Consider the following 16,579-nt stretch of genomic DNA (forward strand, 5'->3'; position numbering starts at 1 on the left):
ATGTCCGAAACTATCACGCAAGCGTCCGCTCGAACCATTCCCTGTCGTGCGGCAGCAGCCTACAGTCCGGCACCGTCGATTCCTGTTTGTTCCGTCAAATGAGTACCAAGATGACCCAACCTGCTGCCTCGCCCGTCCACGTTGCGATCATCGGCACCGGATTCGGCGGCCTCGGCCAGGCCGTGTATTTGCAGAAGGCGGGCATCGAGTCGTTCACGATCTACGAGAAGGGCGAGGACGTGGGCGGCACCTGGCGCGAGAACACCTATCCGGGCGCGGCCTGCGATGTGCCCTCGCATCTGTACTCGTACTCGTTCGAGCCGCATTACCCCTGGGCCTATCGCTACGGCAAGCAGGCGGAAATCCTCGCCTATCTCAAGCACGTGGCCAGCAAATACGGCCTGCGCAGGCACATCCGCTTCGGCAAGGAGATGACAGCGGCGGACTTCGACGAAGCACGCGGCCTCTGGACCCTGCGCTTCGCCGATGGTTCGACCGCCGAAGCGAATGTGCTGGTGTCCTCGGTCGGCCAGTTGCACAAGCCGCAGATTCCGAAGATTCCCGGCGCCGAAAGCTTTCAGGGCCAGACCTTTCATTCGGCGCGCTGGCGGCATGACCTCGACTTCGCCGGCAAGAGAGTCGCGGTGATCGGCACCGGCCCGAGTTCGGTGCAGTTCGTGCCGGCGATCCAGCCGATCGTCGGCCATATGGATGTCTACCAGCGCTCGCCGGGCTGGACGGTGCCGAAGGTCGATCGCAAGTTCAACGCTTTCGAGCGCTTCCTGCTCGACAAGGTACCGGTGCTGCACACGCTCGATCGCAAGCGGATCTTCTGGTGGTTCGAATTCCTCGGCTCCGCACTCCAGCGCCAGTCCCGCTTCAACAAGCCGGCGACGGCGATCTTCCGCAACGCCGCCCGATTCTTGATGAGCTGGCAGGTGAAGGATCCGGCGATGCGCAGGAAACTGACGCCCGACTACGCGATCGGCTGCAAGCGCGTGCTGCTGTCCAACGAATGGCTGCCGGCGCTGACCGCGCCGAACGTCGATCTGGTCATCGACGGCATCCGCGAGATCACCGCGACCGGTGTCGTCGCCAATGACGGCACCCATCGCCAAGTCGACACCATCATCTACGGCACCGGCTTTGAAGCCACCGGCTTCCTGGCGCCGATGCAGATCACCGGCCGTGGCGGTTTGAGCCTCAACGAACGCTGGCAGGGCGGGGCAGAGGCCTACATGGGCATGACCGTCTCCGGCTTCCCGAACCTGTTCATCCTCTATGGCCCGAACACCAACCTCGGTGCCGGTTCGATCATCTACATGCTCGAAGCGCAGGCCAAGTACGTGACCCAGGCGGTGCAGGCGCTCAAGCAGAAAAGCCTGGGCTGGCTCGACGTCAAGCCCGGCATCATCGGCGACTACAACCTGATGCTGCGCCGGCGCAGCAAGGAAGATTCGGTCTACGAGACCGGTTGCCAGAGCTGGTACATCACTGCTGATGGCCGCAACACGGTCAGCTGGGTCGGCTACATGAACGAGTACGCGAAGCAGGTGGCCGAGCTGAAATTGGCCGATTACGAGCTGCAGTCGAAAGTCAGCGAAGCGCGGTCCGTCGAGCCGATCTCGGTCGCGGCCTGAGCCGCGGGCGCGCGGCGATGCGATAGCCGTCTGGCACTGAGCGGGAACGCAGCCGCCTCGATACGGTCGATCAGAGGTCCCTGTCCGGCAAAGGAATGTGCCGTGCCCTCCGCATCGCCCCGTTTGCAAGCGCCATCAGCGGCTGCCCGCGCCGATGTCCTGAACACCGACATCCCCGCCCGGCTCGACCGGCTGAGCTGGTCGCGCTTCCACACCCTGGTCGTGGTCGCGCTGGGCATCACCTGGATTCTCGACGGCCTCGAGGTGACGCTCGCCAGTTCGGTGTCCGGCGCGCTCAAGTCCAGCCCGGCATTGCGGATGACCGACGCGCAGGTGGGTTTGAGCGCCAGTGCCTATGTGCTCGGCGCCGTGCTCGGTGCGCTGCTGTTCGGCTGGCTGGCGGACCGGCTGGGGCGCAAGAAGCTGTTCACGGTCACCTTGCTGGTCTATCTCGTCGCCACCGCCGCCACCGCCTTCTCGCAGAACCTGACGGTCTTCCTGATCTGCCGCTTCTTCACCGGCGCCGGCATCGGCGGCGAATATTCGGCGATCAATTCCGCGATCCAGGAGCTGGTGCCGGCGCGCTATCGCGGACACACCGATCTGGTGATCAATGGCAGCTTCTGGATTGGCGCGGCCCTGGGCGCGGTCGGCGCGGTCGGCCTGCTGCAGCCGGGTTTCCTGCCGCCTGACATGGGCTGGCGCGTCGCCTTCGGCATCGGCGCGGTGCTGGGGCTGATCATCCTGTTTCTGCGCAGCTTCATCCCGGAAAGCCCGCGCTGGCTGATGACCCGCGGCCGCATCGACGAGGCCGAAGCGGTGATCGCGCACATCGAGCGCATGGCGGACGCGCCGCCGATCACCGAGCCGCTGCCGACGGTGAGCCTGCGCATACGCGACACCGGCTTCGGCATCGTGGCGCTGATGCGCAGCCTGATCCGCGACTACCCGCAACGCACCATCGTCGCGCTGGTCCTGATGAGTTCACAGGCGTTCTTCTACAACGCGATCTTCTTCACCTACGCGCTGGTGCTGAGCACGTTCTTCGGCGTGCCGTCCGACCGCATCGGTCTGTACATCCTGCCGTTCGCCGCCGGCAATTTTCTCGGCCCGCTGCTGCTCGGCGGCCTGTTCGATTCGATCGGCCGGCGGCAGATGATCGCTTTCACTTACGCGGCGTCTGGCGTCCTGCTCGCGGTCACCGCCGTGTTGTTCGTCAACGGCGTTCTGAGCGCGATGCAGCAGACGATTGCCTGGTCGGTGGTGTTCTTCTTCGCCTCAGCCGCAGCGAGTTCGGCGTATCTCACCGTCGGCGAAAGTTTCCCGCTCGAAGTACGCGCGCTGGCGATCGCGGTGTTCTACATGCTGGGCACGGCAGTCGGCGGCATCGCCGGACCCTGGCTGTTCGGCAGCCTGATCGGCACCGGTGAACGCAGCGCAATCGCCGCCGGCTACGGCTTCGGCGCGGCACTGATGATCGTCGCCGCTGGTGTCGCCTGGCGCTGGGGTCTGGCGGCGGAACGGCGCTCGCTGGAGGATCTGGCGCCGCCGATGTCCTCGGCGGCCTGAGTCCGGCTCAGCTGCCGCTGGCGGTGGCGCCCGGGCTGGTGCCGGTGGCGCGGCGAAAGGCCCGTGCGAAGTTCGAGGCATCGGTATAGCCCAGCTCGTAGGCGACGGCCGTCACCGAGTGACCTTGCGCGAGGAGCACGCGGGCCTTGTCGACGATGATGTCCGAGGCCAGCGTGCGGAAGCCGGCGCCTTCCGCTTTCAGATGCCGATCCAGCGTGCGCGACGACAGATTCAGCGTATGCGCCAGTTCCTCCAGCGAGGGCAGGCCGTTGCTCGATTCGCGCAGCATCATCCGCACCCAGTCGGCGACCTGGCCGCTGGCGATCACACCTCGGAACGTCGCTTCGCAGCGCGCTTCGGCGGCCTTGAGCGCAGCTGCATCGGCCAGCGACAGCGGCTCGTCGATCAGTGCGATCGGGAAGCGCATGCGGATGCCAGCCATGTCGCCGACACCGAAGCGGCAGCGGGCATTGGTCAGCGTGGCATAGCGCTGCTGGTGCGGCAGATCGAGCGCGAAGTGCAGTTCGTAGCGCGGCATGCGTTCGCCAAGCAGTTCGTGCAGCACCAGATCGACGGCGGTGGCGATGGCATCGGTATGGAACATCAGGCAGGCATGACTCATCGGCAGTGATGGCACCAGCAGCAGGCTGCCGTGCTGGCTGTCGCGGCGGAACTGCAAGCGGAAGGTCGGTGTGGCCAGCGAGAAATAGCGCGACAGCATCTGCATCGCGTAGCCGAGCGTCGGACTGGCGAGCAGACCGTAGCCGAGAATCTGATGCGAGGTCAGGCGCAGGCGCTGACCGAGGTCGAAGCCCCAGTCGATGCGCCCGGTGCTGGCAACGATGCGATTGACCAGGGTGTCGACCTGCGACAGTCGCAACGTCGCTTCGGGATCATCGAGGGCGGCGGGATCGAGGCCGAGGCCATCGATCAGCGGCGCGATCGGCACGCCCTGGGTCTGCAGCAGTTCCAGCAAACGGCCGAAATAGCGTGCCGGCAAGGCACGGTCGATTTGTGGCATCGGGTTTCTCCTCGCGATGGTCTGAGGCTCGATCGGCTTCAGTACCGAGCGCACTGTCGGAAAATGACCGTGTCCTGTCAAGAAATGACCGGCCGCAATGGCGGGTGATCGGCAGACTGCCTCCCATCGCAAACCGCAGTCGCCGGTCTTCCCGACCAGGCGCAAGGCAAGAGGAGGCAGCACATGGCAAGCATCGCGAACCCCGCGCAAGCAACGGCGAACTGGCAGGACGGCAAACGTTACTGGTGGCTCATGAGCCCGGCGCTGCCGGCGCTCGTGCTCGCCGGTCTCGCCGCCGTGCCATTTGCCAACGGTGCGCTGCTGACGACCTTGCTGTGCTGGGTCGGCTTCGTGTTGCTGTACGGCATCGCGCCGGTGCTCGACTGGATGATCGGCACCGATCCGGTCAACGCGCCGGAGTCCGCCGTGGCGGCGCTCGAACAGGACGCCTGGTATCGCAACATCGTGTTTGCCTATGTGCCGGCGCAGTACGCCGTCACTGCCATCGGCGCCTGGGTGGTGATGACCCAGGATCTGGCCTGGTTCCAGATGCTGGGCGTGCTGCTGTCCACCGGCGTCATCAACGGTGTCGGCATCAACACCGCCCATGAACTCGGCCACAAGACCAACAGTCTCGAACGCTGGATGGCCAAGCTCACCCTGGCGCCGGTCGCCTATGGCCACTTCTTCATCGAGCACAACAAGGGTCACCACAAGCATGTGGCGACGCCGCTTGATCCGGCCAGCTCGGCGATGGGCGAGACGCTGTACCAGTTCCTGCCGCGCACTTTCGCGGGCAGCCTGAAGTCGGCCTGGAAGATCGAGGCCGATCGCCTGACGCGTCTTGGCAAGCCGGTGTGGTCGCTGGACAACGAGAACCTGCAGGCCTGGAGCATGACGGTGGTGCTGTTCGCTGCGCTCACGCTCTGGCTGGGCTGGCCGGCGCTGATCTTCCTCGTCGTCCAGGCGGTCTACGGGGCGTCCCTGCTCGAAGTCGTGAACTATCTCGAGCACTACGGTCTGGCCCGTCAGAAGCTGGCCGATGGCCGCTACGAACGCTGCCAGCCGCGCCACTCGTGGAACTCGAACCACGTCGTCACCAACCTGCTGCTCTACCAGCTGCAGCGTCACTCCGATCACCACGCCAATCCGACGCGCCGCTTCCAGGCTCTGCGCCACTTCGAGGACAGCCCGCAACTGCCGTCCGGCTACGCCTCGATGATTCTCGCCGCCTATTTTCCGCTGGTGTTCTTCAAGCTGATGGATCACCGGGTCGCCGCCCACCACGGTTATGACCTGAGCAAGGCCCGCATCGAACCGTCGAAGCGCGAAGCCCTGATGCGCCGCTGGCACCGTCCGGAATCCGCCGCGGCGTCGGTGGAGACCTTGGACGAGGCTGCGGTGATCGACTCAGCCGCCGTAGCCGTTGCCGTCGAAGGTCCGGCTTATGTTTGTCCGAACTGCCGCTATGTCTACGCCGAAACGCGCGGCTGCCCGACGGAGGGCTGGGCGGCCGGGACGACCTGGGCGCAGCTGCCCGAGGACTGGACCTGTCCGCAATGCGCAGTGCGCGAAAAGCCGGATTTCGCGAGGATTGCCTGAGCGATCCGAACTTTGATTGCCGGATCAAGCGGCGATCGTCGATCGTGGGCCGGCCGCATTTGCAGCCGGCCCCCGATTCACTGCACCATACGCTGGCGCACGGCGCATTAATGCAGGGCCTCGCCGTCGAGCAGCAAATGTCCGAAATTGTCACTTCAAAGTTCGTTTGCAACATCCAAACTCAAGACTTCGCAGCGTATATTGGCGCCCGCGGAGCTTGACGGATCAAGCAGTTGACCTCGGTCTGCTCAGCGCGCGATCGGCCGGCAGCATTCGGGAAACTGGATGAGTTGGCGTTGTATTGAACAAGCATTCATTAATCAGATGGTGCCGGCGCTGATCGAGGCGAACGGCACCGGCGGGCTGGCCGGAGTGGGCCAGTCGCATCCAGACACCAGCGGAGCAGCCGATGCATTCAGAAGCACAGGGCAAATTTTCCAAACTGTTTGTCCGTGTCACTGAGCCGATCGTCTTTGGTCATCGCGGCCGCACGCTTGCCGTGCTCGGGCTGGTCACGCTGTTCATGGTCTGGGAAGCGCTGCATCTGAAGATCGATTCCGGCTTCGAGAAGCAGTTGCCGCTCGGCCATCCGTACATTCAGGTGTTCAAGCAGTACGAGAAGGAATTCGGTGGCGCCAACCTGGTGCTGTTCGCGGTCACCGAGAAGAAGGAAAAGGACATCTACAACCCGGCGTTCATGACCACGCTGCGGGCGGCGACCGATTCGGTCACCTTCCTGCCGGGCACCGACCGCGCCCGTGTCAGCTCGATCTATACGCCGGACGTGCGCTACCTCGAAGTCGTCGAAGACGGCTTCGCTGGCGGCAACGTCATCTCGGCCGATTTCACGCCGACGCCGGAGAACCTCGAGAAGGTCAAGGCCAATGTCTCGAAGGCCGGCATCATCGGTCGCCTGGTAGCGAACGATCAGCGCGGCGCGATGATCTTTTCAGAACTGCTGGAACAGGATCCGATCACCGGCAAGACCATCGATTACATCAAGACGGCCGAGCTGATCGAAGAGATCCGCCAGAAGTACCTCAGCCCGAAGATGTACGAACTGAAGCTCAAGGCCGACCGCGAGCCTCTGAAGGCGGGCGAGGTGGTCAAGCGCGTCTACAAGGATCCGCGCGGCCTGCTGTTCCGCTTCAAGACCATCGATGTCGACGCCCAGGCGGCCGACGGCAGCAACCAGTTCTTCTCGATCGCCGGCAGCGGCCTCGAGATCAGCGAGATCGACAATCCGACCTACAACCCGGACATCGATATCGCGATCATCGGCTTCGCGAAAGTGGTCGGCGATGTCGCCGACTCGATCATCGAAGTGGTCGGCTTCTTCGGTCTCACATTGCTGCTGACCTGGTTCCTGCTGACCTTGTACACCGGCTCGGCACTGATCGCGCTCATCCCGCTGTCCTGCGCGGTACTGGCGGTGATCTGGGAACTCGGCCTGCTGCATCTGTTCGGCTACGCGCTCGATCCCTTCGGCATCCTGGTGCCGTTCCTGGTGCTGTCGATCGGTGTTTCGCACGGCATCCAGATCACCAGCTTCTGGCTGTTCGAAGTGGCCGATCATGGCCTGGCCAGCTTCGAAGCCTCGCGCGCCACCTATCGGCGCCTGGTCGTGCCGGGCATCTCGGCCGTGCTGACCAATGTCGTCGGCTTCGGCACCATCCTGCTGGTGCCGATCGGCATCGTTCAGGAAATGGCGGTCAACGCGATGTTCGGTCTGATCGCGATCATCTTCTGCAAGAAGATGCTGCTGCCCTGCCTGTTGTCGTACGCGAAGATCAGCAACCCGGTGGAATTCCGTGCCCATCAGGCGCGTCGCGACCGCTGGTTCGAGCCGGCCTGGAACGCCATTTCCAAGCTGACCCTGAAGCCCTACGCGATCGCGACGATCGTGCTGGCGGTGGGGTTCTATCTTTACTCGGATCACGTCGGCAAGCAGCTGAAGATCGGCGAGCTGCATGAAGGCGTGCCGGAACTGCGGCCGGACTCGCGCTACAACCGCGATTCGAAGGCGGTGGTCGACAACTTCGCGATCGGCGTCGACGTGTTCAAGGTCATCGCCGAATCGAAGGCCGACGGCTGCATCGACCACACCGTGGTCGACAACATCGACCGCTTCGCCTGGCGCATGGAAAACACCCCGGGCGTGCAGTCCACCCTGTCGCTGCCGAAGGTGCAGAAGAAGGTCTTCAACAGCTACGGCGAATCGAACCCGAAGTGGAACGTGCTGCCGCGGGAAAGCGGCGCGCTGGTGATCACCGTGCAGCCGTTCCCGAGCTCCACCGGCCTGCTCAACGAGAACTGCAGCGCGATCCCGGTGTTCATCTTCACGGCCGATCACAAGGCTGAAACGATCGACGGCATCGTCGCCGCGATCGACAAGTTCAATACCGAGCAGCCAGCCGATTCGCCGGTGCAGTTCAAGCTCGCCACCGGCAATGTCGGCGTCATGGCGGCGGTCAACGATGTCGTCGCAGAGACCGAGCCGACCGTGCTGTTCTGGGTCTACGCCGGCATTGCGCTGTGCGTGTTCATCTCGTTCCGCACCGTGTCGAGCGTGATCTGCATCCTGTTCCCGCTGGCGCTGGTGTCGGTGATGTCCTACGCGGTGATGGTCTGGCTGGAGATCGGCATCAAGGTGTCGACCCTGCCGGTGGCGGCGTTCGCGGCCGGTATCGGTGTCGACTACGGCATCTACATCTATTCCGTGCTCGAAGAGTGCGTGAAGAACGGCATGAGTCTGCGCGATGCCTACAAGACCACACTGCACCAGACCGGCAAGGCGGTGGTGTTCACTTCGCTGGCGCTGGCCGGTTCGGTCTGCACCTGGCTGTTCTCGGGCCTGCAATTCCAGGTCGACATGGGTGTGCTGCTGACCATCATGTTCCTGGCCAATGCCGTGGCCGCCGTGCTGCTGCTGCCGGCCTTCGCGTTCTTCCTGCTGAAGCCGGAAAAGATCGCGGCGAAAGCCGCCAAGGAAGCGGCAGCCAAGGCCGCTGCGGCAACGAAGTGATGCTGAGCGCTGCGTCCGTCAGTGCGGCGGTTCAGTAGATGAATGTGTGGCAAGCAGCGGGCGAGGTGCCTGGTCTGCGCCAAGAAGGGTTCACCGGATCGGCCACGGCTTGATCCGGGAGCCGCAACTTAAAAGACGTTCAACGAGCAAGAGAGGTGCGTGAGATGAGGAAGCAACTATGGAATTCTTCGCTGGCCGGGCCGCTGATGGCGACCCTGGTGGCGATGAGCACGCCGGCGTTCGCCAAGGTCGGTGCCGATGAAGCGGCCAAGCTTGGCAAGGAGCTGACCCCGATCGGCGCCGAAAAGGCCGGCAACAAGGAAGGCACGATCCCGGCCTGGACGCCGCAGGCGCAGGTCGCCTACAAGAAAGGCGAATATCCGAGCGATGCGGCGCTGGAAGCCGAGAAGCCGTTGTTCACCATCACTTCTGCAGAAGTCGGCAAGTACGGCGCGCTGTTGACCGAAGGTCACAAGGAGCTGTTCAAGCGCTATCCGCAGACCTACAAGATGATCGTCTATCCGTCCCACCGGAACTTCAATTTCCCGGCCAAGGTGATGGAAGAAACGGTCAAGAACGCGACCCGCGCCGAGCTGGAAGGTGTCGACAACCCGAAGGGCGCGCTGATCGGCTTCCCGTTCCCGATTCCGAAGAGCGGCGCCGAGCCGGTCTGGAACCATAGAGTCAAGTTCCGCGGCGAAACCATTCGCCGCTACAACAACCAGATGATCGTCCAGCAGAACGGCAAGTTCACGCTGACCAAGATCGTCGAGGACGTGAAGTTCTACTACGCGAACATCAACGCCAAGACCGAAATCGAGCTGAAGCCGGGTGCCGACTTCCTGCGCTACATCTCGGAAACGATCTCGCCGCCGCGCGTCGCCGGCACTTTCATCCTGGTGCACGAGAAGGCTGGTTCCGGCTCGGAAGGCCGTTCGGCCTGGCTGTACGCCCCGGCGCTGAAGCGCATCCGCCGCGCGCCGGCAGTCTGCTGCGACAACCCGTACGAAGGCACCGACGGTCACCAGTTCTATGACCAGGTCGACATGTACAACGGCGTGCTCGAGCGCTTCACCTGGAAGCTGGTCGGCAAGAAGGAGATGTACATCCCGTACGACTCCTACCGCATCGCCGGCCCGAAGACCAAGTACGCCGACATCGCCAAACCGAACCACGTCAATCCGGAACTGCCGCGCTACGAGCTACATCGTGTCTGGGTGGTCGAAGCCGACAACAAGCCGGACCAGCGCCACACCTTCAAGAAGCGCGTCATGTACTTCGATGAAGACAGCTGGAACATCGTCGCCATCGACGACTACGACCAGCAGGGCAAGCTCCTGCAGTTCCAGGAAGGCCACCCGATCCAGTATCGCGATGTGCTCGCCGTGACCACGCAGCCGGAAGTGATCTACCACTTCGATTCGGGCCGCTACTTCGTCACTGCGATGAACAACGAAGACAAGCCCTACGACAACACCGTGGTGCTGAAGGATTCCGACTTCGAGGCCGATACGGTCCAGAAGCGCACGTCCAAGTAAGCCGTACGCAGTGATCGGCCGGAGCGTCTGGGGACGCGCCGGCCGATTTTTTGACGATGGACCGGAAGGGACCTCTCGGTCGCAAAACAATACAAGGGAGAGTGGGGATGAAGATCAGCAGCTTGATGGCAAGAATGCTTGTGGGAGCAGTTCTTGCGGTGGCCATGCCGGTGGTTTCGGCGCTCGAGTTCGATGCCAATTTTCTTGATCAGGATTTCAATGCGGTTCTGAATCAGACGATCACGGCTGGCGTCGGCTTCCGTATCGAGGAACGCGATTCGCGTCTGGTCGGCAAGTCCAACATCAATCCCGAAGTCTGCGGCGGCGTTTACCAGAGCTGCCAGGGCCTGCATCGCAGCCAGATCTATCCGTCCCAGCAACTGCGTCGCGCACCCGGTGCCGCGTCACTGAATTTCGATGACGGCAACCTCAATTTCGATCGCGGTGACGTCACCCAGTCACCGATCGTCTGGACCCACGATCTGAAGATCGAGTCCGGAAGCTTCGGCTTCTTCTACCGCGGTCGTGCCGTCTACGATCCGGCGCTGTACCACCTCAAGACCAGCTATCCAAACCGCATCACCGCCCAGAATGCGAGCAGCGTCGGCACCACCGGCAATGGCGCGGCGAATCGCTACTTTCCGCGCACCTACGGTCCGGGCGGCGATTTCAGCGGCTCGCTGAGCGAAGCGGAAGCCCAGCAGATCGGCCTGCGCTACCAGTTCCTCGATACCAACTTCTTCGGCTCGGTACCGTTGCCGGGCGATCGTCAGCTGCAGTTCCGCCTCGGCCGCCAGACCGTGCAGTGGGGCGAGTCGACCGTCGCGATCCTGAACAGCATCAACCAGGCGCAGCCGATCAGCGCCAACAACTTCTTCCGCTACGGCAACGGCCTGCTCGAAGATCTCTATGTGCCGGTCAACATGCTGCGCATGTCGACCACGGTCGTCGACGGCGTCTCGGTGGAAGGCTATTACCAGTTCGAATTCCGCTCGGTGGAAGTGCCGGTGCCGGGCACCCTGCAGTCGTTCGTCGATCTCGGCACACCGAACCAGCGCGACTTCATCAACGCCAGCTTCGGTGGTTCGGCAGATGATCCGGATTGCGTCGCCCGTGGCCGCCAGGACAACCCGCTGACCCTGATCACGCCGACCTGCCTGCGCATCGGCCGCGCCGCCGATCGCCGCGCCAGCGATCAGGGGCAGTTCGGATTCAAGCTCGGCTACTTCGCGGAGGAGATCAACAACGGTACCGACTTCAGTCTGTACTTCATGAACTACCACTCGAAGCTGCCGTACTTCAGCACCTATGCGACCAACGCCAGCTGCGCGCGTCGCGAGGGCAGTGCGATCGGCATCGATGCCCGCAACACCGCGGAGTTCCTGCAGTCCTGTCCGAACCTGCCGCTGACCGCGCTCTCGGCCTCGTCGCAGTTGGGTCTGGACACCATCGCCCTGCTGACCCAGAGCCCGGGAAGTGCGATCGACCTCGGCCTGCTCGATCTCAACTCGCTGCCCGGTTTCGCCAACCTGCTGCTGCCGCGTCCGGGCCTGCAGCAGTCCGATGCCGTGCCGTTCGAGACCGCGCGCTTCCAGTTCGAGTATCCCGAGAACCGCAAGCTGATCGGCTTCAGCTTCAACACCACCTACGGCGATTACTCGTATCAGGGTGAAGTGTCGTATCGCCCGAACCTGCCGCTGCAGGTGGCGACGGTCGATCTCGTGTTCGCTGCCTTCGGCCCGACCTTGACCCGCTGCCACGACGTCAATATCGGCTGCGCCGGCGCCACCAACACCCTGGGCTTCACCGAGAACGGCGGCAACAGCTACCAGCTCTACGACAGCTCCAACTTCGTCGACGCCAGCGGCAACAACCCTTATCCGGACGCGATCAATCTGGTGGTCGGCGCAGCACCGGGCTCGGCGCGTTCGTTCCCGAACTTCATCACCCCGTACCGCGGCGGCATCATCGGCGAGAACGCCCCGAACTCGTACATCCGCGGCTGGATTCCGGGCAAGGTCATGCAGTACGTGTTCGGCGCCACCCGCGTGCTCAGCGGCACCGAGAACTGGATCGGCGCCGACCAGGTGATCATGCTGTACGAAGTCGCCGCCACCCAGGTGCTGAACCTGCCGAAGTTCGATCAGCTGCAGATCGAAGGTCCGGGCGCGGCCTACACCTCGGCCTCGGCCGGTGCCGATGGCTCAGGTGCCGATGGCTCGCGTCTGGCCTGTTCGACCAACCCGAGCTGCACCGTCGGCCCGGATGGTCTGCGCTTCAATCCCTACCAGGCCAAGCGCAACCAGTTCGCCAATGCCTTTGCCGGTGGTTACCGCGTCGTCGCCCGCATCAGCTACGAATCGGTGATGCCGGGCATCAGCGTGCAGCCGTTCGTGATCTTCCAGCACGACGTCTACAACAACTCGCCGGGACCGGGTGCCAACTTCGTCGAAGGCCGCATCCAGGCCAACACCGTGATCGAAATCCGCTACGAGAAGTCGACCTCGTTCTCGATCGCTTACAACATGTACACCCGCGGCGGCGGCAACAACACGATCCGCGACCGCGACAACATCGGTTTCTTCCTGAAGTACCAGTTCTGATCGCAAAGGGTCTGTTGACACTTACTTTGATCGCTGCGGCGGAGGTCGTTTTTGCCCAGTGCAACGAACGAGGAGCGGGCAATGGCCGACCCATTGGCGCGACAAGTAAGGCAGCAATGGGCAAAAACGATCCCGCCCCGAAGGGTTGCGGCCAAAAAGCCGCCGGGACTTCGTTGCGAACCTTGACCATAGGTAGGCTATGGCCTGCGGTTCGCGCCTCGCCCGGCGGCTTTTTGACCTGCAACGCAACGACCAAAGTAAGTGTCAACAGACCCACCCGTTCAAGAACCTCACCGAGCCTGACCGTCATGCGCCATTCGTCCTTCAAACTCGCTGCCCTGATCCTCGGCCTGTCTGCCGTGCCGCTGTCGCTGCTGATCACCACCGAGGCACAGCAGGAGCCGGCCGCCGCAGCGACGGAAGCCGGAGCGGCTGCGGCCCCTGTCGAGTCCACGACCGAAGCCACTGCCGAATCGGGCAGCGAGCCCGCAGCGGCGGAAGCGGTGGCCAAGCCGATCGTGCCGCGCCCTTCCGAGATGGCGGTGCGGGCGGTCAACAATCCACTGCTGCGCGTGGTCAACACCGGCAAGCACTATGTCGCGGTCGGCGTCTACGGCCACATCCTGATCTCGGCCGATGGCGCCAAGTGGAATCAGGTGGCATCGCCGGTCGACGTGATGCTGACCAGCGTCACCTTCGCCGACGAGAACAACGGCTGGGCGGTGGGCCATGACGCAGTGATCCTGCATACCGCTGACGGCGGCGAAACCTGGAAGCAGCAGAACTTCCAGCCCGAGCTGAACAAGCCGCTGTTCGACGTGCTGTTTCTCGATGCCCAGACCGGCTTCGCGGTCGGCGCCTACGGCTTGATGCTGACCACCACCGATGGTGGCAGCAGCTGGGCGCAGGTCGCGGCCAATCCGGTCACCGAGGACGAGCGTCATTTCAACGCGCTGGCCAAGCTCGGTGACGGCAGCCTGATGGTGGTCGGCGAAGCGGGCACCATCGGCGTCAGTGCCGATCGCGGCCTGACCTGGACCAAGCTCACCACGCCGTACGAAAGCTCGCTGTTCTGCGTCATCGCGGCTGGCGAAAAGGGTGCCTTGATCGGCGGCCTGCGCGGCAATTCCTTCTTCAGCGCCGATGTTCGCGCCGGCAGCTGGAAGAAGATGCAGACCAACAGCGACCAGTCGCTGTTCGGCATGGCCGCGCTGCCTGGCGACAAGGTGGCGATGGTCGGCCTCAACGCGACCCTGCTGATCTTCGAGCCCGGCAAGCCGGTGCACTCGGTGCCGATCATCGACAAGCTCGGCAACCGCCAGACGGAGTCGCTGTCCTGGCTGACGATGGCGCCGGATGGCGGCCTGATCGTGGTCGGCGATGCCGGCGTGCAGCGGCTCGATGCAGCGAAGTTCTGATCGCCACGCCGGGCGCAGCATGAGCGCCCGCGTTCAGCGTTCCGCCGGTCTGCCGATGCTGGCATGGCTGATCGCCGGCTGGCTGGCGGCAGGCTCGCAGACGGCGCAAGCCGTCGAGGGAGTGCCTGACAGCCAGCATGCCGAACTGGCCGCTGCCAGCACGGCTCTGGCCGTGGCCCGCGAGCAGCGCTTCCGCCAGCAGGCGGCCGAGACGGGCAGCGACGAAGCCGGCAACACACGCTTCGATCTCGGCATCAGCGCGGTCAATGCCGAGCTTGAAAGCTTGGTGTTGTCGATCGACGAAGTCGCGCTGCAGACCGTCACCATCGCCCCTGAAGATCGCACCGCCTTGCACGCACGCGGTGGCCTGCTGCCGCTGGCGGCGCTGCCTTTGGCTGAAGGCGCGCATCGCCTGAGTGTCGACTGGACTCTGCGTGGCGAACCGCCACGGCGCAGTGAATTCGCCTTCGAGATCGGCGCCGGCAGCAGTGAGCGGGAACTGCGCCTCGCACGCCGCCAGCCGCTGGCAGGGCTGTCGCTGACGCTGATCGAATGGAAAGCCGGCGAGCAGCGGCAAAGCCCGTTCGAGCGCTGGGCTGAAGCGCTGATCGACGAGGCACCGCGCAGCAACGGTTATCAGCCGGGCAATCCGGACGATCCGCGCTGGCGCCGCGCCCGGCATCTGCTGGCGCGCGACCGGCCGTGGCTGGCGGCGATCGCGCTGACGCAGCTTGAAGCTGCGAGCGCGACCGACCCGGCGACCGCTGCGCTGCTCGCCGAAGCCGCTGCTCGTTGCGGGCTGATCGCCACGGCCGATGCGGCGCTGGCGCGCGCGAAGTCTGCGGATCGCAATCTGTACTCGGAAGCGGTGCTGGCCGTGGCGCAGCGCCATCTCGCGGAGGGACAGGCTGAAGCGGCGATGCAGACCCTCGATGTGCTGCCGCTGAAGCTGGTGCCGGCGGTGCGCAATGAAGCGGTGCTGGCCCGGGCACGCGCCCTGTTCGCGCTCGGTCGGGCCGATCGTGCTTCGCAGACGTTGCAATCCGCCGAGGTCGATCCGGTCCGCCTGGCCAGCGCGCCGGTCGACGAGCGCCTGCGCGCCGGGCTGATCCAGTACGACCTCGGTCTGGCGCTGATCGCCAGCGGCGCTGTTGAACGTGGTCGGGCGTTGCTGGATCGCCTCGGCCGCGCCGATGCCAGGGAAACCATCGAACAGGCGCTGCGCGATCGCGCCAATCTGACCCTGGCCAGCGATTTCCTGCGTGCCGGGCAGGGCGCCACCGCACGGCCGATCTTCGAGCGCATTCCGCTCGAAGGCCCGTACTCGAATCTGGCGTTGCTCGGTCTCGGCTGGGCCGCACTCGGGCCGCAGGGCGAGAAGCAGTCGGCCACCGCAAAAGGAGACGACGCGGGCCGCGGTGAAACGCCGAAGTTCATCCTCAAGGCGATGCAGCGCCGGCGCCTGATCGACTGCGAGGACTACAACCGCCGCGCCTTGGCACCGACCGAACTCTGCCAGCGCCTGCCACCGTTCGAGCAGGCCGAAGTGCCGAACGATCTGGCCGGCCTTGCTGCCGAAGCCTTGATCGTCTGGCAGGAACTGGCCTTGCGCGATCCCCGCGATCCGGCCGTTCGCGAAGCCTGGGTTGCCGCTGGCCGAGCCGCCGCACGTGCCGGCCGGCGCAAGGAAGCGGGCGAGCATTACGACGCCGCGGTCGCGAAACTCGAAGCGGCTCTGAGCAGCAATGCTGCCGCCGCAGCGAGCTCGGCCAGCACGGTGATGCTGGCCGCGCTTGAACCTGGGCAGGCCTTGCCGGCAGAGACCGTTGCCGGCTTCGAAGTCGCGCAGGGACTCGACGCTGCGCCGACGTCTGCGGCGCTGCATCGCTTGCTCGCCGAGATTGCCGAGCTGCGCTGGCTGACCGAATCATCGATCGCGACGGGAGATGACGGCGAGGCTCTGGCTGCGTTATCCGCTCGTCAGCAAGCCTTGCTGCCGTCACTGGCGACCGCGACGCTCGCTGCTGAGCGCCGCCAGTTGCTGGCCTGGCTTGCGGCGGGTCGGGCAGGGATTGCGGCGGTCACTGATCCGGCGCTTGAGCATCTGGAAGCCAAGTAGCCCTCTCAAATTCCGTCATTCCCGCCTGCGCAGGAATGACATCT

Annotated in this window: 9 protein-coding genes; 8 read left to right on the top strand and 1 reads right to left on the bottom strand. The window is 64.3% G+C overall.

The annotated features are described in order from the left end of the window. Positions 1–110 precede the first annotated feature (110 nt). Together G513_RS23570 and G513_RS0116145 are read left to right on the top strand one after the other, a co-directional pair. Positions 111–1,640, top strand: a complete 1,530-nt coding sequence (locus G513_RS23570; RefSeq protein ID WP_033418021.1) for a flavin-containing monooxygenase — start codon at positions 111–113, stop codon at positions 1,638–1,640. A 123-nt stretch (positions 1,641–1,763) separates the two neighbouring features. Beyond that, positions 1,764–3,209 (top strand): MFS transporter, encoded by a 1,446-nt coding sequence (locus tag G513_RS0116145; protein ID WP_022977899.1) that lies wholly within the window; start codon positions 1,764–1,766, stop codon positions 3,207–3,209. Positions 3,210–3,216: 7 nt separating this feature from the next. Here the strand turns inward: G513_RS0116145 and G513_RS0116150 are convergent, their stop codons facing one another. Next, on the bottom strand, positions 3,217–4,230 hold the full coding sequence (locus G513_RS0116150) for an AraC family transcriptional regulator (RefSeq protein WP_022977900.1): 1,014 nt from the start codon (positions 4,228–4,230) through the stop codon (positions 3,217–3,219). Positions 4,231–4,413: 183 nt separating this feature from the next. Between G513_RS0116150 and G513_RS26485 the strand changes: the two genes are divergently transcribed. From G513_RS26485 to G513_RS0116185, 6 genes are all read left to right on the top strand, one after another. Continuing rightward, positions 4,414–5,832, top strand: a complete 1,419-nt coding sequence (locus tag G513_RS26485; protein ID WP_022977901.1) for a fatty acid desaturase — start codon at positions 4,414–4,416, stop codon at positions 5,830–5,832. A gap of 409 nt (positions 5,833–6,241) precedes the next feature. Continuing rightward, the gene (locus G513_RS23575) at positions 6,242–8,857 is read left to right on the top strand and encodes an efflux RND transporter permease subunit (RefSeq protein WP_022977903.1); all 2,616 of its coding nucleotides are present in this window, start codon (positions 6,242–6,244) and stop codon (positions 8,855–8,857) included. 164 nt (positions 8,858–9,021) lie between these two features. Continuing rightward, the gene (locus G513_RS0116170; RefSeq protein ID WP_028475639.1) at positions 9,022–10,395 is read left to right on the top strand and encodes a DUF1329 domain-containing protein; all 1,374 of its coding nucleotides are present in this window, start codon (positions 9,022–9,024) and stop codon (positions 10,393–10,395) included. Between the two features lie 107 nt (positions 10,396–10,502). Then, the gene (locus G513_RS0116175; protein WP_028475640.1) at positions 10,503–12,998 is read left to right on the top strand and encodes a DUF1302 domain-containing protein; all 2,496 of its coding nucleotides are present in this window, start codon (positions 10,503–10,505) and stop codon (positions 12,996–12,998) included. Positions 12,999–13,306: 308 nt separating this feature from the next. Beyond that, complete coding sequence (locus G513_RS23580; protein WP_022977906.1) at positions 13,307–14,416, top strand: WD40/YVTN/BNR-like repeat-containing protein; 1,110 nt, start codon at positions 13,307–13,309, stop codon at positions 14,414–14,416. A gap of 19 nt (positions 14,417–14,435) precedes the next feature. Beyond that, on the top strand, positions 14,436–16,535 hold the full coding sequence (locus G513_RS0116185; protein ID WP_022977907.1) for a hypothetical protein: 2,100 nt from the start codon (positions 14,436–14,438) through the stop codon (positions 16,533–16,535). Positions 16,536–16,579 lie beyond the last annotated feature (44 nt).

Origin of the sequence: Nevskia ramosa DSM 11499 (assembly GCF_000420645.1) — a bacterium.
Classification (GTDB): Bacteria; Pseudomonadota; Gammaproteobacteria; order Nevskiales; family Nevskiaceae; genus Nevskia; species Nevskia ramosa.